This is a genomic window from Serratia sp. BNK-17 (assembly GCF_048684935.1).
Taxonomy (GTDB): Bacteria; Pseudomonadota; Gammaproteobacteria; order Enterobacterales; family Enterobacteriaceae; genus Serratia; species Serratia nematodiphila.
On the sequence record NZ_JBLQTR010000001.1, the window covers coordinates 3,723,643 to 3,747,414 of the forward strand.

Annotated in this window: 18 protein-coding genes; 17 read left to right on the forward strand and 1 reads right to left on the reverse strand. The window is 59.4% G+C overall.

Going from position 1 to position 23,772, the window contains the following annotated elements; translation table 11 throughout:
* Positions 1-5: 5 nt before the first annotated feature.
* Positions 6-1,790: a nitrate/nitrite two-component system sensor histidine kinase NarX gene (gene narX, locus ACMGF7_RS17700; RefSeq protein ID WP_015378206.1), complete on the reverse strand. Its 1,785-nt coding sequence runs from the start codon at positions 1,788-1,790 to the stop codon at positions 6-8.
* 349 nt (positions 1,791-2,139) lie between these two features.
* Between narX and ACMGF7_RS17705 the strand changes: the two genes are divergently transcribed.
* The 17 genes from ACMGF7_RS17705 to ACMGF7_RS17785 all read left to right on the forward strand — a co-directional run bounded on the left by ACMGF7_RS17705 (position 2,140) and on the right by ACMGF7_RS17785 (position 23,704).
* Positions 2,140-3,534 (forward strand): NarK family nitrate/nitrite MFS transporter, encoded by a 1,395-nt coding sequence (locus ACMGF7_RS17705; RefSeq protein ID WP_049240579.1) that lies wholly within the window; start codon positions 2,140-2,142, stop codon positions 3,532-3,534.
* Positions 3,535-4,251: 717 nt separating this feature from the next.
* The gene (locus tag ACMGF7_RS17710; RefSeq protein WP_049240578.1) at positions 4,252-5,166 is read left to right on the forward strand and encodes a transcriptional regulator; all 915 of its coding nucleotides are present in this window, start codon (positions 4,252-4,254) and stop codon (positions 5,164-5,166) included.
* Positions 5,167-6,001: 835 nt separating this feature from the next.
* Positions 6,002-7,285 (forward strand): flippase, encoded by a 1,284-nt coding sequence (locus ACMGF7_RS17715; RefSeq protein WP_197763481.1) that lies wholly within the window; start codon positions 6,002-6,004, stop codon positions 7,283-7,285.
* 179 nt (positions 7,286-7,464) lie between these two features.
* A complete protein-coding gene (locus ACMGF7_RS17720) occupies positions 7,465-8,313 on the forward strand; it encodes an ATP-grasp fold amidoligase family protein (protein WP_164094852.1) in 849 nt (282 codons plus the stop codon).
* Positions 8,314-8,356: 43 nt separating this feature from the next.
* A complete protein-coding gene (locus ACMGF7_RS17725) occupies positions 8,357-8,698 on the forward strand; it encodes a hypothetical protein (protein ID WP_420286557.1) in 342 nt (113 codons plus the stop codon).
* A gap of 27 nt (positions 8,699-8,725) precedes the next feature.
* A complete protein-coding gene (locus ACMGF7_RS17730) occupies positions 8,726-12,487 on the forward strand; it encodes a nitrate reductase subunit alpha (RefSeq protein WP_197763482.1) in 3,762 nt (1,253 codons plus the stop codon).
* Entirely contained in the window at positions 12,484-14,028 is a 1,545-nt protein-coding gene (gene narH, locus ACMGF7_RS17735) for a nitrate reductase subunit beta (RefSeq protein ID WP_049240570.1), read from the forward strand. The genes ACMGF7_RS17730 and narH overlap by 4 nt, the downstream gene beginning before the upstream one ends.
* Positions 14,025-14,747, forward strand: coding sequence for a nitrate reductase molybdenum cofactor assembly chaperone (narJ, locus tag ACMGF7_RS17740; protein ID WP_049240569.1), 723 nt, complete (start codon positions 14,025-14,027; stop codon positions 14,745-14,747). Before narH ends, narJ begins: the two co-directional genes overlap by 4 nt.
* Before the next feature lie 2 nt (positions 14,748-14,749).
* On the forward strand, positions 14,750-15,427 hold the full coding sequence (gene narI / locus ACMGF7_RS17745) for a respiratory nitrate reductase subunit gamma (RefSeq protein WP_004934642.1): 678 nt from the start codon (positions 14,750-14,752) through the stop codon (positions 15,425-15,427).
* A 273-nt stretch (positions 15,428-15,700) separates the two neighbouring features.
* Positions 15,701-16,708 (forward strand): 3-oxoacyl-[acyl-carrier-protein] synthase III C-terminal domain-containing protein, encoded by a 1,008-nt coding sequence (locus ACMGF7_RS17750; RefSeq protein WP_164094855.1) that lies wholly within the window; start codon positions 15,701-15,703, stop codon positions 16,706-16,708.
* Complete coding sequence (locus tag ACMGF7_RS17755) at positions 16,705-17,721, forward strand: NAD-dependent epimerase/dehydratase family protein (protein ID WP_273874442.1); 1,017 nt, start codon at positions 16,705-16,707, stop codon at positions 17,719-17,721. The genes ACMGF7_RS17750 and ACMGF7_RS17755 overlap by 4 nt, the downstream gene beginning before the upstream one ends.
* Entirely contained in the window at positions 17,714-18,520 is an 807-nt protein-coding gene (locus ACMGF7_RS17760) for an MBL fold metallo-hydrolase (RefSeq protein WP_049240565.1), read from the forward strand. Before ACMGF7_RS17755 ends, ACMGF7_RS17760 begins: the two co-directional genes overlap by 8 nt.
* The gene (locus ACMGF7_RS17765; RefSeq protein ID WP_197799668.1) at positions 18,517-19,803 is read left to right on the forward strand and encodes a F390 synthetase-related protein; all 1,287 of its coding nucleotides are present in this window, start codon (positions 18,517-18,519) and stop codon (positions 19,801-19,803) included. The genes ACMGF7_RS17760 and ACMGF7_RS17765 overlap by 4 nt, the downstream gene beginning before the upstream one ends.
* Complete coding sequence (locus ACMGF7_RS17770) at positions 19,800-20,417, forward strand: phosphatase PAP2 family protein (RefSeq protein ID WP_164094859.1); 618 nt, start codon at positions 19,800-19,802, stop codon at positions 20,415-20,417. Before ACMGF7_RS17765 ends, ACMGF7_RS17770 begins: the two co-directional genes overlap by 4 nt.
* Positions 20,414-21,547: a sterol desaturase family protein gene (locus tag ACMGF7_RS17775; RefSeq protein ID WP_197763485.1), complete on the forward strand. Its 1,134-nt coding sequence runs from the start codon at positions 20,414-20,416 to the stop codon at positions 21,545-21,547. The genes ACMGF7_RS17770 and ACMGF7_RS17775 overlap by 4 nt, the downstream gene beginning before the upstream one ends.
* Positions 21,540-22,622, forward strand: a complete 1,083-nt coding sequence (locus tag ACMGF7_RS17780; RefSeq protein WP_049240557.1) for a fatty acid desaturase family protein — start codon at positions 21,540-21,542, stop codon at positions 22,620-22,622. Before ACMGF7_RS17775 ends, ACMGF7_RS17780 begins: the two co-directional genes overlap by 8 nt.
* Positions 22,619-23,704 carry an acyl-CoA desaturase gene (locus ACMGF7_RS17785; protein ID WP_049240555.1) on the forward strand — a complete coding sequence of 362 codons (1,086 nt, stop codon included), beginning with the start codon at positions 22,619-22,621 and terminating at the stop codon, positions 23,702-23,704. Before ACMGF7_RS17780 ends, ACMGF7_RS17785 begins: the two co-directional genes overlap by 4 nt.
* Positions 23,705-23,772: the final 68 nt, after the last annotated feature.

Here is a 23,772-nt window from a genome sequence, read left to right on the forward strand (position 1 = left end):
CTCCGTTAGTCGATGGCGTGGTTATCCGGCGTGAAGCTGACTCGCACCTCGGTGCCGCCGCCGCTGCGCGGTAAAATGTCGCAACGGCCATGCAGGCTCTTGGCGCGATCGCGCATGATGATCAAGCCGTAATGGTCGGGGCGGGATGTTTCGGCCGGCAGGCCGCGTCCGTTGTCGCATACGCTCAGGGTCACTTCGCCCCGTTTGTTGATGACCTGAATGCTCACCTCGCTGGCGGCGGCATGCTTAAGGATGTTGCTGAGCGCCTCGCGGGCGATCTGCAGCAGATGAATGGCCTGGTAGGCGGGCACCGTGCGCGGCCCCAGTTGGTAATCGAGGCTGATGTTCAGGCCCAGTTTGGGATTGAACTCCGCTACCGTCGATTGCAGCGCCGCCAGCAGGCCCGGTTCGGTCAGCTGCAGGCGGAAGGTGGTCAGCAGCTCGCGCAGCTGGCGATAGGCGCCGTTCAGCTCTTCGCGCATCTGCTGCACCAGCGCCTGGCTGGCGGACGAGAGCGTTTCGCCTTGCATCTGCAGGCAGGCGATCTGCATTTTCAGGCAGGAGAGCGATTGGGCGATGGAGTCGTGCAGCTCGCGGGCGATCGCCGCCCGTTCTTCCATCAGCATCAGCTGCTGCTGGTGGTCTACCTGACGTTCGATGGCCAGCACGCTGGTCAGTTGCTCCACCAGAGTGTTGACCAGCTGGCGGTGCTCATCGTTCAGCGGCTGTTGCGGCGCATGTTGCGCCACGATCACGCCATAGTCGCCAAGTTTGTCACTCAGGCTCCAGCTCAGCGACGGGTTGTCGGGATGCTGGCGGTCGCTGTCGTGCAGGCAGGCGCTGCACACCGGATTATGGCAATGCTCCGGCCGCAACGGCTGGTTGCCGCTCAGCTGCAGCAGCGGCTCCCGGCTGTCGTTTTCATACAGCCGCACTTGAATGGCGCGCAGCGGCGTCAGGATTTGCAGTTGGTTGAGCAGCGGCGTCAGGCGGCTGCACAATGGCTCGCTGGCGTGCAGCAGGCGGCTGGCGCGATAGAGGAAGCTCAGCATCTGATTTTTTTGCTGCAGGTCCGCGGTCTTCTCGGCTACGCGCTGCTCCAGCCCGCTGTAGGTGGCCGACAGTTCGTCGGACATGGTGTTCAACGCGCCGCCGAGCGACGCCATTTCATCCTGATGGCCGCGCTGCGCGAAGCGGCGGCTAAAGTCGCCGCGGCCCACCGCCAACGCCATTTCCACCAGCTGCCGCCACGGATGCAGCAACCGGCGGCGCAGGTAGCAGGTGGTGCCGATCAGCAGCAGCAGGGTCAGCGCGATAAAGCCGGCCTGCACCAGCGTCACCATCAGCAGGCGGCGCTCGGTTTGCCTGTCGATATCCGAGACCAGCTTATCCAACAGCTGCACGAAGTGCGCCACCTGCGGCGCGGCGTCGGCCGGGCGCTGCGCGCTGCGCAGGCGAGGTTGCAGGGTCTGTTGCCAGTAGTCGCGCAAGGTGTCGAAAGGTTGCGTCAACCCTTCCTGTTCCACTGAACGCTGCAGGTCGGGGCTGTTTTCGTCGCGCTCCAGTTCGCGGATCAACGCTTCATGCCGTTCATCCAGCGGCACCTGCGCCAGCAGACGGTAGCTTTGCATACGCAGCGAGCCGGCCTTGTTGATGGCATGCGCGTTGCCCTGAATGCTTTGCGACATCCAGGCGGAAATCCCCATGCCGGCCACGCCCAGAATGCCCGACAGCAACATCAGCAGGGCGACCTGATTCACGATCGAAAGCGGGGCCAACAGGCGTTTCATAAGCGCGGGTTCCTGGCATTTGGCGCCGCTGAAGCTCAGGGGCGAAGGCGGCGACGGGGTAAACAAGTAACGATTCAGCCGTATTTTTGATTATCCCTGAGCATAACCCCATACCTCGAATGAAGTACCCATTAGTTTCCGGCGGGGTGGCGAAGCGGTGAGGATGACGAAGTGGTTCTTTATAATTTATTGATTATAAATGATTTAATTTTTATCCGGAATGTACCCCTAAGGGGATGAAGGCGCTATTTGTGCCGCCAACTACTTGCATTCGGGTTGATATACATCAACTTTGCCGCCGGGGCCGCCCCCTAGGGTGTCGGAATAATCCCCCGTGTCTGAGGTTTTTATGTCGCAACTTGCAACGCCTTCATCAAAGAAAATCGGTGCGCTGATTCAGGATTGGCATCCTGAAGACAGCGCCTTTTGGCAGCAGCGTGGCCATCGCATCGCCACCCGCAACCTGTGGATTTCCATTCCCTGTCTGCTGCTGGCCTTCTGCGTCTGGATGCTGTTCAGCGCCGTCGCGGTCAACCTGAACAAGGTTGGCTTCAACTTTTCCACCGATCAACTGTTCCTGTTGACAGCGCTGCCGTCGGTCTCGGGCGCTATTTTACGCGTGCCGTATTCCTTCGTGATCCCGCTGTTTGGCGGCCGTCGCTGGACCGCTATCAGCACCTGCTTCCTGCTGGTGCCGTGCTTGTGGCTGGGATTCGCGGTGCAGGACAGCAGCACGCCGTACAGCGTGTTCGTCATCATTTCCCTGCTGTGCGGTTTTGCGGGCGCCAACTTTGCCTCCAGCATGGCCAATATCAGCTTCTTCTTCCCGAAAGCGCGTCAGGGCGGCGCATTGGGTCTCAACGGCGGGTTGGGGAATCTGGGCGTCAGCGTCATGCAACTGGTCGCGCCGCTGGCGATCTCTTTCAGCCTGTTTGGTCTGTTTGGCGGCACGGCGCAAGATCAGGCAGAAGGGGGGCAGCTGTGGCTGGAAAACGCCGCCTGGATCTGGGTACCGTTCCTGCTGGCTGCCACCTTGGCGGCCTGGTTCGGCATGAACGATCTGGCGGCGGCCAAGGCATCGCTGCGCCAGCAACTGCCAGTGCTCAAACGTGGGCATTTGTGGATGCTGAGTTTGCTGTACCTCGCGACCTTCGGTTCTTTCATCGGTTTCTCCGCCGGTTTCGCCATGCTGTCGAAGACGCAATTTCCGGAGGTCGTGATCCTGCATTACGCTTTCTTTGGGCCGTTCCTCGGGGCGCTGGCGCGGCCGGTCGGCGGTGCGCTGTCTGACCGTTTCGGCGGCGTGCGGGTGACGTTGATCAACTTTGTGGTGATGGCCGTGTTCGCCGCGCTGTTGTTCCTGACCTTGCCGACGGCGGGCGAGGGCGGTTCGTTCATCGCCTTCTACGGCATCTTTATGGTGCTGTTCCTCACGGCGGGGCTGGGCAGCGGATCGACTTTCCAAATGATCGCCGTCATTTTCCGTAAAATCACTGTCGATCGCGTGAAAGCGGCTGGCGGCAGTGACGAGAGCGCACAGCGTGAAGCGGTGACGGACTCCGCCGCCGCATTGGGCTTTATCTCGGCGATCGGCGCCGCAGGCGGCTTCTTTATTCCCCAGGCATTCGGTACCTCGCTGGCGCTGACCGGCTCACCGGCGGGGGCAATGAAAGTATTCCTGGTGTTCTATATCTTGTGTGTGGTCATCACCTGGGCGGTGTATGGCCGCAAGAAAGCGAGCTGATCGTGTGCCTCGAGGGCTGCCCGTTAAACTGGTGACGGGCGGCCTGGCGGGGCACCTAGTTTTATGCCGAATTTCATGTTGCTCTATATGTCTTCTTCAGTTGATGCTGCGTAGTTTTTTCCTTTTAATATCGTACTTTTCGTTTTTACTACACCATTCTCAAAAATAATCTGTTTTTGAAACCTTGTTCTGTTTTTTAGAGAGAAAAGTAAAACATCATTTTAAAATGATGGCGAGTGGGAGGATATTGAAAGTACTCTCCGATCTTGTTTGCCAATGTGGAAATATTTCTCTTTTTTGGCTTTGCGGTTATTAAATGACCGCCAGTTATGTTGATTGAGATAAATCTCATTTCTTATTGATGGCGAGTCTTTCGCTATTCTAACAATAGGATTAGGCTTAAAAATCGCATGCTGCACGCAAATTTCACTATTTCATCGATTTGAAAACTGATTATTAAGTTTTTCTTTTTAATAACAATTGGTTATATTGGGTTTATTTGGTTTCACTCTGGCGGCAAGGTTATTTCATTTGGTAGAAAAATCATTCACCCAGTGTTCATCGAAGCTGCCATCAAGGGAATGAAAATGAAACCAGAAATAGACGCTGGTATGAAGTGATTAAATTTTTTCATCTTTGACTTTACATTTAATTTCTTGAACATTTTTTCATGTTTCTATACAAAGTGAGCAGGGCAGGTATAGAAAGGAAACTAAATTGAACTTTGAGAAAAAAATAAGGATTAGGAATCTTGACGTATTAAATCTCTCCGGGCAGAAATTTCGCATGCGCTGGAAAGAGTCTCAGATTCTGTCACTGCTTATCGCGAGATCGCCAGAATTGGTTACACGAACGGAAATTATAGAAAATATATGGAAAGGAACTTACTGCTCAGATTCAACTATAAATCAAACAATTAAGTCTATCAGGCAAAAAATTGGCGATGTCGATCACACCATTATCAGAACTATTCCCAGGCTCGGTTATAAAGTTGAAAATAAAAGTATTTTCCAGTTTACAGAAGACACCGAAGAACTAAATAACGATGAAACCTGGAATAATACATCGATAGAGAATGAATCTCTTCAAGCGGAATATTCTGAAAATACGGAGGAGATCGAGGAATCGGATAATGATAAAATGGCTAAAAGCGATGAGGAAATTAACGCAGAAGCAGAGCATGTCGCTTCGTATCTGATGGCGAAGAATAAAACAAGGAAAAGACATTTTTCTCCACGTCGCCGCGCTTTTGCGCTCAGCATGCCGTCGCGCACGCTTAAGGTTGCGATCTGTCTGTTGATTTCTTTATCGATACTGGCTATTTCGTTGTTCTCTTATATGTTAGGCAACCAGGCAAGACTCATAGCGACTAATGATATCAGGAATGATACCCGCGTGGTTCTAACGCTGGTGTTGAATGAGCCTGGTGTAAACAACGGAAAAGTAATGATTTGCGTGTATCAGGGCAGCAACCACGATACGGCGAAAATGGAGTGCGCCGACGTTAATAATCCGCAATTTAAGAAATCAGTGAGCGGCGTTCCGCTTTCTTTATCCGTAGGCCGGGCGGACGTGCTTGATGCGAAATATAGGAACCTTAAATATCAAGTTTATTATGATGTTGGGGATTGATCGTTGTTTGGATTTCATTTTTTTCATTGGGCCACAGCCGCCGTTACGTTGATTTTACTATTTGTTATTTGAAATGCAGAGCATGTTTATTCAGTCTGAATTTCGGAATCATGGCGCATAACAGGCATAAGACGCATGGCACCGCCGCGCAGATGGGGCGGTATGGCAATCGCTGATGTGTGCCCGAAAGATGTTGCCTCATGGATAAAGAGAACGGTGGTAACACATTAATGAGCAATCCCTGGGGAAGTGTGATTAATGATTTTTCGCTTATGTTGTTCTCAATTTTTCCGCAGATGAATGTTTAAGTGTGATTTGAAAAAAGCCGGTGCGTATTTATGTTTGGCGGATTTCTCGCACGGAAAAGCGTGGGGAATGCCGATCGATCACGACGAGCAAAAGGCATATTGGGGGCAGATTCCCAAGGGCGGTAGCATGCATTTTTTTATAAGAAAAATAACGTGGCCAAAGAAAAGCGTCTTTGGGTTTTCTGGGTGAGAAAGAACGGTGGAAGAAAGATTATCGGCGTTATCGGGCAGGCGTTTACGGCGAAGAATGCGCTTTCCTTATCCGGCAAGGCGCACAGAAGGCGCTGCCGGGGTCTTCACCGGCGCATCATGTCTTGCATATCATTGATATGCGGTCTGTACTTGGCATAAGCGAAGCGTTATTGTTGGCGCTTAAAGCGGTTGTGGATTGTTGTGGAATGTGGATATGACCAAAAGAACGAAAATAAGCCTGGGTCGCATTGCACCCTGCCGCGTTGGCATTAATTCTCAGTTTTTTAATGAGACCATCGCCATTTTCCCCCCTCCCGTTGCGGGTGCGATTAGAGATGAAACGGACGCTCACCAATGCACTCTGGTTGATGCTTGAACGCCTTTCTCTCAGCGTTTCGGGCATTTTCGTGTCTATCTATGTGGCGCGTTATCTGGGGCCTGGCCAGTTCGGCGTCCTGAATTATCTGTTGGCGACCATTGCAGTGTTGGTGCCGCTGGCTCAGCTCGGCGCCGACAGCGTCATTTTCAATCGCATTGCGCGCCGGCCAGCCAGCGGGATGCACCTGATGATGGCCTCCATACGGCTCAGGCGGCGCGTGTTTTTGTTGGGTGCGTTGCCTGTGTTGGCATGGCACGTGTTCTCTCACAATAATACCGACGTTTTGATCCTGTTGCTGATGCTGGCAAGCGCCTATTTTTCAGTACAGGACGTCTACAAAATTTATTACGACGCCACCTTAAAATCGAAACGCAATACGCTGATAAACAACTCGGTTTTGCTTTTGTCCATCGCATTGCGCCTGATGTTGGTTCATGCCGAGCTCAGTCTGGCGTGGTTCGCGATTCCTTACGTTGTCAGCAGTGCGATACCTTATTTCCTGCGCCGTTGGATGTTCCACCGTGAGGTGCGCGGGCGATTGGCGCCGGTCAAGGGGCGGAAGCGACAACGTTATGAGCGTCATTTGTTCAGCGTTGGTTTGCCGCTGGCGGTGTCGAGTTTGTCGATTGTCATTTATACGCGCATCGATCAGATCATGTTAGGTGGCATGCTTGGCGAGCAGGCGGTCGGTTGGTATAGCGCGGCGCTGACTCTGGCGCAGGGGTGGTCTTTTGTGCCGATGGCGATGATCACCTCGCTTATGTCGGGCATTGCTGGCTCGCGTCAAGCGGCGGAACAGGAATATCGGATCCGACTGCTTTATGTCATCGTGATGGCGCTCTCTCTACCGGCTCTGTTGGTGTTTATCTATTTTCCGTCGCAGATTATAAACGTACTGTACGGCGATGAATATTTGCCCGCTGCCGGCGTGTTGGCCGTGTGCTCATTCACCTCTTTGGTGTCCGTATTGGGCACCGTTTCGTACAGAAGCATCGTCTTGTTTTCAGGATACCGCTTCATCGCCATGAAAATGCCGATGGTGGCGGTGATAAATATCCTGCTGAACCTCCTGTTGATTCCCCGCTATGGGTTGATGGGCGCGGCTGTTTCAACGCTATCGGCGGAGTTCATGTCGGTCTTTGTTCTGAATTATTTTTTCCAAAAAGGCAAGATTACGCGCCTGCAGTTAACGGCGTTTAGCTGCGTGCCTGTTTTCATCCGCAGACTCAAGACAAAATAAAGTGAGTTCGCTTTCATCACGCCGCCATGCAAATTGGCGGCCTGTACGCACACTCTTTAATTCTGATTAAGGAGGTTATTTACTCATGGCACCCAATGCCGCTTAAATTCTTTTTGCCATAAATAGCGCAATTTCCGTTATTTGTTTCATCATATCTTTATAAAGAACAAGGAGTCATCATGTTGCAACAACTTGTAAGGCATCTTTATAAGCATGTCCCGGATACGCTATATCATAAGATGAAATACGTTATTAACTTTAAACGGCTCCCCCATCTTTCCAATCCGGTTTTTTATAATGAAAAAATAATGAGACGAAAGATTTATCCAAGAAGGATATACACGACTTTATCGGATAAATATAAAGTAAGGGAATTTATCGCCGGACTTTGGGGTGAGCATTATCTGATTGACCTGTATGCGCAGGGTACTGAACTGACCTACGAAATGTACCAGCGCTTGCCGGACGCTTTCGTGCTTAAAGCGAATCACGGCTGCGGATTTAATAAGCTGGTTTTCGACAAACGCCAGGCCAGTTACGGTGAGCTTTACGATCTTTCTTCGGGTTGGTTGAACACGAATTTTTATGATCAGGAACGAGAAAAACATTATCAGGATATTGAACCGAGAATATTGGCTGAGCGGCTTTTGCTGGATAATGGCGATGTGCCTAAAGATTTCAAGTTCCACTGCTTCAACCGTGAGGGCGAGGTATGCATTTTCATTCAGGTGGACTATCAGCGTTTTGGTGCCCACCGGCGTGACGTATTTGACGCTGATTGGAATAGAACGAATATTCGCATTGATATCGAAAACAGCGAGATACCGGCGCCGCGGCCAGAATGTTTTGACGAAATGATTCATTTGGCGAAGCTCACCGCGAAGCAATTTTCCTACATCAGGGTAGATTTTTATCAAGTGGAAGGGCGGGTGTATTTCGGCGAGCTGACTTTTACCCCGGGCGCCGGCCTTTGCCATCTCATGCCACTCAGTGCCGAAAAGGAATGGGGAAGTTACTTTAAAGATTGATGAAGCACTGGATTTTATCGCCTGCCGCCACGATGTTCGGTGAATGAATAAGATGAAGGCGCGGAACGTCTCGGCCGCGCCTTCATTTGCCGCCGTTCGCCCGCCGGAGGCGACGCTGATATTTCGTTCAATGAAAACACCATACGCTTTATTCGTCCATTTATACCTCCAAATACCCCCGTCTGCCGCCATCCATTCCCGCAGCCTGATTAAATGTATCATTTGTTCTTTTTTATCAGCTGATTACCTATGCTTTCGCGCTTATACTTTAGTGGTATTCGTCGCATTCGCCGCGCCTCTCTCACCGCTTTCTCTTGATCGCAATCAATTTGCCGCCGCTTGGCCGTCAGTAGGCTGGCGGCAGATTGAGCATGTCTTCTTATAACGACAAGAGCCTTCAGGAGCATTCCGGATGAGCAAATTTTTAGACCGTTTCCGCTATTTCAAGCAGTTGGCGGAGCCTTTTTCTGGCGATCACGGCCAGACCTTGAACACCAACCGCGACTGGGAAGACGGCTACCGCAGCCGTTGGCAGCACGACAAAGTGGTGCGTTCCACCCACGGCGTGAACTGCACCGGTTCCTGCAGTTGGAAGATCTACGTGAAGAATGGTCTGGTGACCTGGGAAACCCAGCAAACCGACTATCCGCGCACCCGCCCCGATCTGCCCAACCATGAACCGCGCGGCTGCCCGCGCGGCGCCAGCTACTCCTGGTACCTGTACAGCGCCAACCGGCTGAAATACCCGCTGATGCGCAAGCGGCTGCTCAAACTGTGGCGCGAAGCGAAAGCGCAACACAGCGATCCGGTCGAAGCCTGGGGCTCTATCGTCGGCGATGCGGAAAAAGCCAAAAGCTACAAGGTGGCGCGCGGCCGCGGCGGTTTCGTCCGCTCCAGCTGGCAAGAGGTCAATGAACTGATCGCCGCCGCCAACGTCTACACCGCCAAAACCTTCGGCCCTGACCGCATTATCGGCTTCTCGCCGATCCCGGCGATGTCGATGGTGTCCTACGCCGCCGGCGCCCGCTACCTGTCGCTGATCGGCGGCGCCTGCCTGAGTTTCTACGACTGGTATTGCGATCTGCCGCCGGCTTCGCCGATGACCTGGGGCGAGCAGACCGACGTGCCGGAGTCCGCCGACTGGTACAACGCCTCCTACATCATCGCCTGGGGCTCCAACGTGCCGCAGACGCGCACCCCGGACGCCCACTTCTTTACCGAAGTGCGCTACAAGGGCACCAAAACCGTGGCGGTGACGCCGGACTACGCCGAAGTCGCCAAGCTGTGCGACCACTGGCTGAATCCGAAGCAGGGCACCGACAGCGCGATGGCGCTGGCGATGGGCCATGTGATGCTGAAAGAGTTCCATCTCGATCGCGAAGTCGGCTACTTCCGCGACTACGTGCGCCGCTATACCGACATGCCGATGCTGGTGCTGCTGGAGCCGCGTGAAGGCGGCCACTACGCCGCCGGCCGCCTGCTGCGCGCCGCCGATCTGGTGGACGGACTGGGCCAGAAAAACAATCCCGAGTGGAAAACCGTCGCTATCGACAGCCGCAGCGGCGAGCTGGTGGCGCCGCAGGGCTCCATCGGCTTCCGCTGGGGCGAGAAGGGCAAGTGGAACCTGGAACAGCGCGAAGGCCAGGCGCAACAGGAAGTCGAGCTGCAACTCAGCCTGCTGGGCATGCATGACGACGTTGCCGAGGTGGGTTTCCCGTACTTCGGCGGCGCCGACAGCGAGCATTTCAACAGCGTGGCGTTGGACGAGATCCTGCTGCACAAACTGCCGGTGAAACGCCTGCAGTTGGCGGACGGCAGCGAAGCGCTGGTGACCAGCGTGTACGATCTGACGTTGGCTAACTACGGCCTGGAGCGTGGGCTGGGCGACGCCAACTGCGCCGCCGACTATGACGAGGTCAAGGCTTACAGCCCGGCCTGGGCCGAGCAGATCACCGGCGTGTCGCGCCACAACATCATCCGCATTGCCCGCGAATTCGCGCAAAACGCCGAGAAGACCCACGGCCGTTCGATGATCATCGTCGGCGCCGGCGTCAACCACTGGTATCACATGGACATGACCTACCGCGGCCTGATCAATATGCTGATCTTCTGCGGTTGCGTCGGCCAGAGCGGCGGCGGCTGGGCGCACTACGTCGGCCAGGAAAAACTGCGGCCGCAAACCGGCTGGCTGCCGCTGGCGTTCGGCCTCGACTGGCAACGCCCACCGCGCCATATGAACAGCACCTCGTTCTTCTACAACCATTCCAGCCAATGGCGCTATGAAACCGTCGGCGCCGATGAGCTGCTGTCGCCGCTGGCGGACAAGTCGCGCTTCGGCGGCAGCCTGATCGACTTCAACGTGCGCGCCGAGCGCATGGGTTGGCTGCCGTCGGCGCCGCAGCTGGGCGCTAACCCGCTGCGCCTGGCGGAGCAGGCCCGCGCCGCCGGCCAATCGCCGGTCGAATTTACCGTCGACAGCCTGAAAAACGGCGCGCTGGGCTTTGCCGCCGAGCAGCCGGACAATCCGCAGAACTTCCCGCGCAACCTGTTCGTCTGGCGCTCCAACCTGCTGGGCTCTTCCGGCAAGGGCCATGAGTACATGCTCAAATACCTGTTGGGCACCGAAAACGGCATTCAGGGCAAAGATCTCGGCCAGCAGGGCGGCGTGAAGCCGCAGGAAGTGGAATGGCGCGAGCAGGGCGGCGAAGGCAAGCTGGATCTGGTGGTGACGCTCGATTTCCGCATGTCGAGCACCTGCCTGTATTCCGACGTGGTGCTGCCGACCGCCACCTGGTACGAAAAAGACGACATGAACACCTCCGACATGCACCCGTTCATTCATCCGCTGTCGGCGGCGGTCGATCCGGCCTGGGACTCGAAGAGCGATTGGGAGATCTACAAAGGCATCGCCAAGGCCTTCTCCGAGGTGTGCGTCGGCCATCTGGGCCAGGAAACCGACGTGGTGACGCTGCCTATCCAGCACGATTCCGCTGCCGAACTGGCGCAGCCCTACGGCGTGCAGGACTGGAAGAAAGGAGAATGCGAACTGATCCCCGGCAAAACCGCGCCGCACATCATCGCGGTGGAGCGCGATTACCCGGCCACCTACGAGCGTTTTACCTCCCTGGGGCCGCTGCTGGACAAACTGGGCAACGGCGGCAAGGGCATCAGCTGGAACACCCAGACCGAGGTCGATTTCCTCAAGCAGCTTAACTACGTCAAGGCCGACGGCCCGGCGGCGGGGCGGCCGAAGATCGAGAGCGCGATAGACGCGGCGGAAGTGATCCTGTCGCTGGCGCCGGAAACCAACGGCCAGGTGGCGGTGAAAGCCTGGGAAGCGCTGAGCAACGTCACCGGCCGCGATCACCGGCATCTGGCGCTGAACAAGGAAGACGAGAAAATTCGCTTCCGCGACATTCAGGCGCAGCCGCGCAAAATCATCTCCAGCCCGACCTGGTCTGGCCTGGAGGATGAACACGTTTCCTATAACGCCTGCTACACCAACGTGCACGAGCTGATCCCGTGGCGCACGCTCAGCGGCCGCCAGCAGCTGTATCAGGATCACGAGTGGATGCGCGCCTTCGGCGAAAGCCTGCTGGTGTACCGGCCGCCGATCGATACCCGCGCCGCCCAGCCGCTGCTCAACAGCAAGCCGAACGGCAACAAGGAGAAGGCGCTGAACTTCCTGACGCCGCACCAGAAGTGGGGTATCCACTCCACCTACAGCGACAACCTGCTGATGCTGACGCTGTCGCGCGGCGGGCCGATCGTCTGGCTGAGCGAAGACGACGCCAAAGATCTGGGCATCGCGGACAACGACTGGATCGAGGCCTTCAACGCCAACGGCGCGCTGACGGCGCGCGCGGTGGTCAGCCAGCGTATCCCGGCCGGCATGACCATGATGTACCACGCACAGGAGCGCATCGTGAATCTGCCGGGCTCGGAGATCACCAGCCAACGCGGCGGCATCCACAACTCGGTGACCCGCGCCTGTCCGAAGCCGACCCACATGATCGGCGGCTATGCGCAGTTGGCCTACGGCTTTAACTACTACGGCACCGTCGGCTCCAACCGCGACGAGTTCGTGGTGGTGCGCAAGATGAACCGTATTGATTGGTTGGACGATGAAGGCAACGACTACGCGCAGGGCAGTCAGCAGGAGAACCACAAATGAAAATTCGTTCGCAAGTCGGCATGGTGCTGAATCTGGACAAGTGCATCGGTTGCCACACCTGTTCGGTCACCTGCAAGAACGTCTGGACCAGCCGCGAAGGCATGGAATACGCCTGGTTCAACAACGTGGAAAGCAAACCCGGCGTCGGCTATCCGCACGCTTGGGAAGATCAGGAAAAATGGAAGGGCGGTTGGATCCGTAAAATCAACGGCAAGCTGGAGCCGCGCATGGGCAACCGCGTCGGCGTGCTGGCGAAAATCTTCGCCAACCCGGATGTGCCGGCGCTGGACGACTACTACGAGCCGTTCGATTACGACTACCAGCATCTGCACACCGCCAAACAGGGCAAACACCAGCCGGTGGCGCGCCCGCGCTCGCTGATCACCGGCCAGCGCATGAACAAGATCGAAAGCGGCCCGAACTGGGAAGAGATCCTTGGCGGGGAATTTGAAAAGCGCTCGCAGGACAAGAACTTCGACAACCTGCAGAAGGCGATGTACGGCCAGTTCGAAAACACCTTCATGATGTATTTGCCGCGTCTGTGCGAGCACTGCCTTAATCCGGCCTGCGTCGCCACCTGCCCGAGCGGGGCGATTTACAAACGCGGCGAAGACGGCATCGTGCTGATCGACCAGGACAAGTGCCGCGGCTGGCGCATGTGCCTGACCGGCTGCCCGTACAAGAAAATCTACTTCAACTGGAAGAGCGGCAAGTCCGAGAAGTGCATCTTCTGCTACCCGCGCATCGAAGCCGGGCAGCCGACGGTGTGTTCGGAGACCTGCGTCGGCCGCATTCGTTACCTCGGCGTGCTGCTGTACGACGCCGATCGCATCGAGCAGGCGGCGGCGGTGGAGAACGACAAGGACTTGTATCAGAGCCAGCTCGATATCTTCCTCGATCCGCATGACCCGGCGGTGATCGCTCAGGCGTTAGCGGACGGCGTGCCGCAGGGCGTCATTGAAGCCGCCCAGCAGTCGCCGGTGTACAAAATGGCGATGGACTGGAAACTGGCGCTGCCGCTGCACCCGGAATACCGCACGCTGCCGATGGTGTGGTACGTGCCGCCATTGTCGCCGATTCAGTCTGCCGCCGACGCCGGCGAGCTGGCGCACAGCGGCGTATTGCCGGACGTCGAGAGCCTGCGCATTCCGGTGCAGTATCTGGCGAACCTGCTGACCGCCGGCGATACCGAACCGGTACTGTTGGCGCTGAAGCGCATGCTGGCGATGCGCCACTACAAACGGGCGGAAACCGTCGACGGCGTAGTGGACACCAGCGCGCTGGAGCAGGTCGGTCTGAGTGAAGCGCAGGCGCAGGAGATGTACCGCTACCTGGCGATCGCCAACTATGAAGATCGCTTTGTGGTGCCGTCGAGCCACCGCGAACTGGCGCGTGAAGCCTTCCCGGAAAGCAAAGGCTGCGGCTTCAGCTTCGGCGACGGTTGCCACGGCAGCGACGGTAAGTTCAACCTGTTCAACAGCCGCCGTATCGATGCCATCGACGTGACCGCGAAAACCGCGCGGCCGGAGGACGCCTCATGATCAGCCTGAAAGTGATCGCCCGCCTGCTGGATTACCCGGAGCAGGCGCTGTTTGACCATCAGCAGGCGCTGATCGAAGCATTGGAGCCGGCCAGCGAGCTGGATCTGCACCACAGCGCGCAGCTGATTCTGTTTATCCGCCGCCTGTGCGCGCGCCCGTTGCTGGACGCGCAGGCCGATTATTGCGAACTGTTCGATCGCGGCCGCGCCACCTCGCTGCTGCTGTTTGAACACGTGCACGGCGAATCGCGCGATCGCGGCCAGGCGATGGTTGACCTGATGGCGCAGTACCGCGCCGCCGGGCTGGAGATCGACAGCCGCGAGCTGCCGGATTTCCTGCCGCTGTACCTGGAGTATTTGGCCAGCCGCAACGCGGCGCAGGCGCGCGAAGGGCTGCAGGACATCGCGCCGATCCTGGCGCTGCTGGGCGCGCGTCTGCAGCAGCGTGAAAGCCCGTATGCGGTGCTGTTCGATTTGCTGCTGGCGTTGTCCGGCAGCGAGGTGCAGGCGCAGTCTCTGGAGACGCAGGTGGCGCAAGAGGCGCGCGACGATACGCCGCAGGCGCTGGATGCGGTGTGGGAAGAGGAGCAGGTCAAGTTTCTCGGTGAACAGGGCTGCGCCTCCGCCCAGCAGACGGCGCACCAGCGGCGCTTCGCCGGCGCGGTGGCGCCACAGTATCTGGATCTGACGGATGCGTTAACCGGAACCAAAGGACGCTAATCATGCAATTTTTGAATCAGTTCTTCTTCGACATCTACCCTTATCTGGCCGGCGCGGTGTTCCTGATCGGCAGCTGGCTGCGCTACGACTACGGGCAGTACAGCTGGCGCGCCGGCTCCAGCCAGATGCTGGATAAAAAAGGCATGCGGCTGGCGTCCAACCTGTTCCACATCGGCATTATCGGCATCTTCGCGGGCCATTTCCTCGGCATGCTGACGCCGCACTGGATGTATGAAGCCTTTCTGCCGATCGACGTGAAGCAGAAGCTGGCGATGATCGCCGGCGGCGCCTGCGGCCTGATGACGCTGATCGGCGGCGCGCTGTTGCTCAAACGCCGGTTAACCAACCCGCGGGTGCGCGCCACCAGCAGCTTCGCCGACATCCTGATCCTGACGTTGCTGGTGGTGCAGGTGTGCCTCGGCCTGCTGACCATTCCGTTCTCCGCCCAGCATATGGACGGCAGCGAAATGATGAAGCTGGTGGCCTGGGCCCAGGCGGTGGTGACCTTCCACGCCGGCGCCTCTGCGCACCTGGAAGGGGTAGCGCTGATCTTCAAGCTGCACATGGTGTTGGGCATGACGCTGTTCGTGCTGTTCCCGTTCTGCCGCCTGGTGCATATCTGGAGCGCGCCGGTGGAATACCTGACCCGCCGTTACCAGCTGGTGCGCAACCGCCGTTGAGCCTGACCTCGCCGCCGCTGATCCCCAGCGGCGGCGCTATTCCGATAATTCGCCCGCCGTCTGCCCATTCTCCCCGCCATGTCGTAAACTGAATATCTCAGTCATGTTACGCTTATGCTTGCGCCGACGGACGTCGGCCCGTGGTAGCCGATAACAAGAGATACCGCCTTGATGAAAGGCATTTTGGGATATAAAAACCGGGGATGATCCGCGTGGCCTTCGCGCCGTGCGGGATAATCGCTTTATGGATAGTCAGGTTAATCAATAACAATAATGACCACTCAATTTCGCTCACCCGAGCCGCTGCCTCTGAAAATCATCGCCACCGGGGCTGCCTTGCCGCCCAACCGCGTGGCTTCTTCTTCGCTCGATGCCCGCCTGGGGAAACCGGCCGGTTACGTTGAAAAACGCTCGGGCATCGTTTACCGCTATCATGCCGCCGACGACGCCAGCCAGGCCGAACTCGCCGCCGCCGCGCTGCAAGACGCGCTGGCTCGCAGCGCCCTCCCGGCAGCCTCCATTGACCTGCTGATCTCCGCCTCGGCGATTTCGGTGCAGGCGCTGCCGTGCACCGCCGCGCATATTCTCAAGGTGGCGGGGCTGGCGCCGGGCACGCCGGGCTTCGACATCAACAGCAGCTGTGTCAGCTTTATCTCTGCGCTGCAGGTGGCGGCGGGGCTGCTGAACGCCGGAACGTATCGACGCATCGCCATCGTCTCGGCGGATCTCGCTTCACGCGGCATCGACTGGCAGCACGAAGAGTCGTCGCTGATCTTCGGCGACGGCGCCGCCTGCGCCATCGTGGAACGCGGCGACGGCGCCAGCGGCATCCTCGCCAGCCTGGTGGAAACCTATCCCGCCGGCAGCGAACTGTGCGAAATCCGCGCCGGCGGTACGCGTCGCAACCCGCGCGCCGGCATGTGCGAGCAAGACTTCCTGTTTCATATGCAGGGCAAGCCGCTGTTCCGCCAGGCGTCGGCGCTGATTGAGGATTACCTCGACCGGCTGCTGAGCGCCAGCGGCCTGACCCTGGCGCAGATCGCCACCGTGGTGCCGCATCAGGCCAGCCATTTGTCGCTCGAACATATGCGCAAGCGGCTGCATGTCTCCAGCGAGGCGCTGGTGGATATCTACCGCCACCACGGCAACCAGGTGGCGGCCTCTATCCCGACCGCGCTGCATGCCGCCGTGACCACCGGGCGCTTTAACCCCGGCCAGCCGGTGATGCTGATCGGCACCGCCGCCGGGCTGGCGCTGGCCGGCATGGTGTTGCTGCCATGAGGGTGCTGGTGACCGGGGCGACCAGCGGGCTGGGGCGCAACGCGGCGGAGTGGTTGCTGGAGGCCGGGCATCAGGTGCGCGCCACCGGCCGCGATGAGCGGGCCGGCGAAGCGTTGCGCCAGCTGGGCGCCGAATTTTACTCGCTCGATCTGGCGCAGGCCACGCCGCAGCAGTGCCGGGAGCTGGTAACCGACTGCGAGTGGGTGTGGCACTGTGCGGCCAAGTCTTCGCCCTGGGGCAGCAAAGCGGAATTTCACCGCATCAACGCCGCGGCGACGGACAAGCTGGCGGAGGCGGCCGGGCGCTGCGGCGTGCGGCGCTTCGTGCATATCTCCACGCCGGCAATCTACTTCGATTTTCAGCCGCATTACGATCTTGACGAAGGTTACCGCGCCCGGCGCTTCGCCAATCACTATGCCGCCAGCAAGTATGCGGCCGAACAACGCCTGTTGGCGCAGGCGAAGATCTATCCGCAAACCACCTACATTATGCTGCGGCCGCGCGGCCTGTTTGGCCCGCACGATCGGGTGATCGTGCCGCGGCTGTTGCAGCAGCTCGAACGCGATCGCGGCGTGCTGCGGCTGCCCGGCGGCGGGCAAGCGCTGCTGGACCTGACCTTTGCCCCCAACGTGGTGCACGCGATGGACCTGGCCAGCCGGCAGCGCGGGTTGCCGTCCGGCGCCGTTTACAACATTACCAACCACCAGCCGCAGCGGTTGGCGGAGATGCTGGATGCGCTGCTGCGTCAGGAACTGGGGCTGCGCTACCGGCTGCAGGCCGTGCCCTATCCGTTGCTGCATACGCTGGCCGGCGGCATGGAGCTGTGGGCGACGCTGAGCGGCAAGGAACCGCTGCTGACGCGCTACAGCGTGGCGGCGGTGCATTTTGACATGACGCTGAGCCAGACCCGTGCGATCGAAGAGCTGGGCTATCAGCCGCGTTATTCGATGGAAGAGGGCATTCGTCTGACCGGTGAGTGGTTGCGGCGGCAAGGAGGCGGACAGCATGGCTAAGGTCACCGTTTTTGAAGTGGGTTACTGCACGCATATCGGCTGCATGGCGCTGCGCGGCGCCGGGTTCCGGGTGTGCAAATTCCCGGCGCGCGCCTATCTGCTGGAGGTGGGGGAGCGCCGCTGGCTGTGGGATACCGGCTACGCGCATTATTTTCAGCAGCACACGCAGTCGGGGGTGTTCAGCCTTTATCGCCGCATGACGCCGGTCTATTTCGATCCCGCCGAGTCGTTGGCGCATCAGCTGCGCGAAGCCGGTTACGCCGAGGGGGATATTCAGGCGCTGATCGTCTCGCATTTTCACGCCGATCACATCGCCGGGCTGCAGGATTTCAGCCAACTCGACTTTATTTGCTCCGGCGAAGGCTGGCGGCAAACCCGCGGGCTGCGCGGTTTCGCGGCGCTGAAGCGCGCCTTTATTCCCGGCCTGATCCCGGCGGATTTCGAGAGCAACCTGCAGTTTATGGAAGCTTTCCCCTCTGTGGCGTTACCCGCGCTGCTGGCGCCGTTCGAGCGTGGCTATGCGCTGCCGGGCAGCGAAGGGCAGATCGTGCTGGTGCCGCTGCCGGGGCATGCGGCCGGCCATATCGGCGCCTTTATTCTCACCGACGCCGGCTGGACGCTGCTGGCCAGCGACGCCGCCTGGTCGCCGCAGAGTTACCAGACGCTGCGCGGGCCTTCGCGCCTGGCCAATCTGGTGATGGACGATGCGGTGGCTTACACCCGCACGCTGGAGCGGCTCAACCAGCTGTGGGCGGGCGGCCAGGTCAACATTTTGCTGTGCCACGAGGGGGACCTGTGATCCCGTTCATGACCCTTTGGCACTATTTCCGCGCCCGGCGCCTGCGCTTTGGCGATCGTGCGGCGCTGGAGGCGCATCAGGCCCGGCAGCTCGCGGGCTTTGCCCGTCGGGTGCTGAGCAAGAGCCCCTATTTTCAACGCTTCAGTCGCCGGCCGTTCGCCGAATGGCCGCAGATGGACAAGGCGCTGATGATGGCGCAGTTCGACCGGATGAACACCGCCGGGCTGCAGCGCGATGCGGTGCTGGCCTGCGCGCAGCGCAGCGAGGCGGATCGCGATTTCACGCCGAAGATCGGGCGCTACAGCGTCGGATTGTCGTCCGGCACCTCCGGGCAGCGCGGCGTGTTTGTCGTCAGCCCGCGCGAACAGCAGGTGTGGGCCGGCGGCATGCTGGCGAAGATGCTGCCGGACGGTCTGTTGGCCGGCGAGCGCGTTGCGCTGTTTCTGCGGGCGGACAATAATCTCTATCACAGCGTGAACAACCGTTGGCTGAGCCTGGCGTTTTACGATCTGCTTGCACCGTTCAGCGAGCATTTGCCCGCATTGGAACGGCAGGCGCCCAGCATCATCGTGGCCCCGGCGCAGGTGCTGCGCGCCTTGGCGCTGGCGGTGCTGGCCGGGCAGGTGAAGTTGCCGGTCAAAAAAGCGATCTCGGTGGCCGAGGTGCTTGAAGAGCAGGACCGCCGCCTGCTGCTGCAGGTATTTCCGGCGGTCGGCGAAGTGTATCAGGCCACCGAAGGATTTCTTGCCGCGACCTGCGCGCACGGTACGCTGCATCTGAACGAAGAGTTTTTGCATATCGAACCGCAGTGGATCGACGAACGGCGTTTTACGCCGTTGATCACCGACTTTACCCGCAGCACGCAGCCGATCGTGCGTTATCGGCTGGATGATGTGTTGGTGCTGCGCAAGGAGCCTTGTCCGTGCGGGCAACCGACGCGGGCGATCGCCCGCATCGAGGGGCGGCGTGACGATCAGCTGATGCTGCCCGATGCGCAGTGGCAACCGCAGGCGGTGTTCGCCGATGCCTGCAGCCGGACGATCGCCAATGCATTGCCGTTAACCAGCGATTACCGGCTGATCCAGCATGGCGAACGGCGGTTGGAATTGATTGCCGATTGCAGCCAGTCTGAATTGGCGCACTGCCAGGCGCAGCTGATCGCGCTGTTCGCTCGCCAGGGCATCGCCACCGAGCGCCTCGAATGGCGGTTGACGGCGCAGGCGGTGCTGCCGCAGTTCGATCGCAAGCGGCGGCGCATCGTGCGCCAGGCGGAGGAAGCATGAAAAATACGCTGTTCAGACTAGGGCACATGTTGCTCGGCTGGGGGACGGTCGGGGTGGTGTATAGTCTGACCGATCGCCTGCAGGGGGCGGGAACCCTGTTGCCGCCGTCGGCGCTTGACCGGGCGATCCCGTTCAACCCGGCGGCCATATGGCTCTACCTGTCGTTCTTCCTCATCGTCCCGGCGGGCTATCTGCTGGCGCCGCTGCAGCGGATCACATGGCTGACGCGGGCGATGCAGCTCACCGCGCTGGGCGCCGGGGCGGTTTACCTGCTGTGGCCGACCACCATAGCCTATCCACAGAACGATGGCGTCGGGATCAGCGCGCAGCTGCTGGCGGCGTTAACCCAGGTGGATTCGCCGCAGAACTGCCTGCCTTCGTTGCATATGGCGCTGACGGTGCTGGCGGTGTGGGCGCTGAGCGACGGCGAGCGCAAAGTGCGCACGGCGTTGTGGATGCTGTGGGGCGCGGCGATCGCGTTCTCGATTCTGCAACTGCGCCGCCATTTGTTTGTCGATTTGGCCAGCGGCGCGCTGCTGGCGCTGTTTGCCGGCTGGCTGGCCCTGCGCATGAAAACTCTGCGCAGGCGCGTGGTTAAAGGAGAAATGGGATGAGCGATCTGGCGTTGCCGATAGTGTTCATGCTGTTCATCGTGGTGGCCGAGGCGGTGGCGCTGCAGTGGGGGCGTCGCGAGCCGGTCAACTGGCACGATCTGGTGTTCAACCTGAATTCCGGCCATATCATGCTGTGGCTGTTCCGCGGGTTGGAGATCACCTGTTACGGCTACGTGGCCGCGCATTTCAGCCTGGGGCTGCTGGACGCCTGGCCGCCGCTGTTGATGTGGCTGTTCGCTTTGCTGGCGTGGGACTTCGGTTTCTACTGGCTGCACCGTCTGCATCATCGTTTCCGCCTGCTGTGGGCGGTGCACGTGGTGCACCATCAGGGCGAGCATTTCAATCTGTCGCTGGGGGTGCGCAACTCCTGGTATTCGTCGTTGACGTCGATCCCGTTCTTTTTGCTGCTGGCGCTGGCGGGCGTGCCGCTGTCGGTGTTCGTTGCGGTCTCTATTTTTCACTACAGCATCCAGCTGTTTAACCACAATGCGCTGACGCCGAAGCTTGGCGTGCTGGAAAAAATCCTGGTCACGCCGGCGCATCACCGAGTGCATCACGTCAAGGACATGGCCTATTCCAATAAGAACTTCGGCGGCAGCTTTATCTTCTGGGACAAGCTGTTCGGCACCTTCTGCCCGGCATTGCCGACCACGCCGTTCAGCTACGGCGTCGGCGGCGACAGGCCGTCCGCCAACCCGTTCTGGGCGAGCAATCTGCCGTTCCTGCGCTATTTCCGTCTGGCCTGGCGCCCGGCGCCGGGCCGGCCACGCGACCGCCGTTCGGCGCTCAGCGTCTTCAGCGGCGCCATGCTGTTGTTCTCGCTGGTGGTCGGTTACGTCTACCAATACGGTTACGGCTATAGCGGCATCAGCTGGCCGCAAATGGCGCTGTTGGCGCTGCTGGCGTTGGGATCGGTGGCGCTGGGCGGCATGACGGAAGGGCGGCGGTGGGCGAGTGCCGTCTGGCTGCTGATCGCGCTGGGCATGCCGCTGCTGTTTATCGGCTATCTCGGTTGGCCGCAGCGCTATTGGCATATCGCCATGGCCGCCGTGGCGTTGCATGCCCTGTGCGTCGCGTTGGGCTGGGGAAGAGTAGCCGCACCGGCCGCCGTGGAGGAACCGCATGGCTGAATCATTGCCGCCGCTGCGTTTTCCCGCCGATGGCGAACAGGCCTTCCACCGCGATCTTAAGCGCGCGGCCCACGCCTGTCTGGCGGGCGATCATCGCTATGCCGATGCCGCGCGATTGGCCAAGGCCGCGCTGTTGCTGGCGTTGTGCGTCGGATTTTACGCGCTGAGCCTGCTGCAGCATCAGCCCTGGGCGTTTTTCCTCTGCTATTTCCTGTTCGTGACCATGGGCATGCTGCTCAATGTCAACGTCAACCACGATGCTTCGCATAACGCTTTCCTGCGTGCGCCCTGGGCCAATCGGCTGGTGGGGCGGTTGGTGACGCTGCCGCTGGGCGTCGATCCGGACTACTGGCGCACGCGGCATGTGGATTACCACCACGTTTACGCCAACGTCGAACATTACGACCTGGATACCGAAGAGAACGGCTTTTTCCGCCAGACACCGTTCCAGCGCTGGCGACCGCATATGCGCTATCAGCATCTGTACTGGCCGCTGATCGCCGCGCTCTCGCTGCCCTATATCGCGTGGATTTTCGATTGGTCCGATCGGCTCGATAAAACGCCGCTGCGGGAAAAACGCGTGCTGGCCGGGCGCGGCGGTTGGGCGCTGTTCGTGCTGTGCAAGCTCGCGCATTTGGCGCTGGTGCTGGTGGCGCCGCTGGTCGTGGGCCACTTGCACGGCATCGGCTGGGGCTGGGTGTTGCTGGCCTACGCGCTCAGCCAGATGTGCGCCTCGCTGCTGGTGGTGTTCTTGCTGCTGGGCACCCATTGGGCGCAGGCCGAGTTTTACCCGGCGCCGACGGGCGACAGCATGCCGCAAGGCTGGTATCGGCACAATTTCGCCACCGCCTGTGACTGGCAGCCCGAGCCGCGCTGGCTGGAGCACCTGACCGGCGGGCTGAACTATCACCTGACGCATCACCTGTTCCCCGGCTGGAATCATCGCCATTACCCGGCGCTGGCCGCTGCGGTGGCGGAGGTGGCGCAGCGGCACGACATGGCGTACCGCTGCATCGGCTATCGCGAACTGCTGGCGCAGCAACAGCGCTTCTTGCGCCTTATGGGACAGCCATGAAACCGCTGCGTCCGTTAGCCTATCGGCGCGACGACAACGGGTTGCACCGCGCGCTGATGCAGGCCGCCCAGCATTATCTGGCGACCCACGGCGATCACCGTTTCGCCGACGGCGGCATGCTGGCGAAGGTGGCGCTGCTGTTGGCGCTGTGCGGTCTGTGTTACGGGCTGAGCCTGCAGCAGCATAACGGCTGGGCGTTTTTCGCCTGCTATTTCGGTTTTATCTTTATCGGCATGTTCCTGACGGTGAACGTGGTGCACGATGCCTCGCACAACGCGTTTTTCCGTCGCCCCTGGGCCAACCGCGGGTTGAACGCCCTGGTGAGCGTGCCACTGGGGTTGGATCCCGACTGTTGGCGCGTGCGGCACGTGCTGTTCCATCATGCCCATAACAACATCGAACATTACGATCCCGACATCGACGCCAACGGCGTGCTGCGGCAAACGCCGTTCCAGCGCTGGCGGCCCTTTATGCGCGCGCAGCGTTACTATTGGCCGCTGGTGGCGGCGTTGACTTTTCCGTACTACATCTGGCTGTTCGATTGGTTGGACAGGGCGGGCCGCACCCGCGTGGCGGCGCGCATGGCGCAGCAGGGCGTACGCGGCTGGATCGGGTTTCTGGCGGGGAAGGCGGCGCACCTGCTGCTGGCGCTGGCGATCCCATGTTGGCTGTTGCCGCCGGCTATCGGCATCGGGCAAATTCTGCTGGTCTATTTGCTGAGCCAGATGCTTTCTTCACTGCTGTTCGTGATGCTCATCATCGGCACCCACTGGGCCAAGGCCAACTTCTACCAGGCGCCAGAACAAGGCGCAATGCCGCACGGCTGGTATCATCATGTGTTCGCCACTACCTTCGACTGGCTGACCCGGCCGCGCTGGCTGGGGTACTGGCTCGGCGGGGCGAACCTGCATTTGACGCATCATCTGTTCCCGCACTGGAGCCACCGCCATTACCCGGCGTTGAGCCGCATTATCGGCGAGGTGGCGCCGCGTTTCGGCATCGACTACCGGCTGCTTGAGCTAGAGGAAATGTTGCGTCTGCAGCAACGCTTCCTCAGCGCGATGGGGCGCAAGCCGCACTAGCGTTGCATGCGGGTTATGCGAGGCGTTACGCAGTTCACTAATTGAACGATATTTACCCTTCCAGTAGA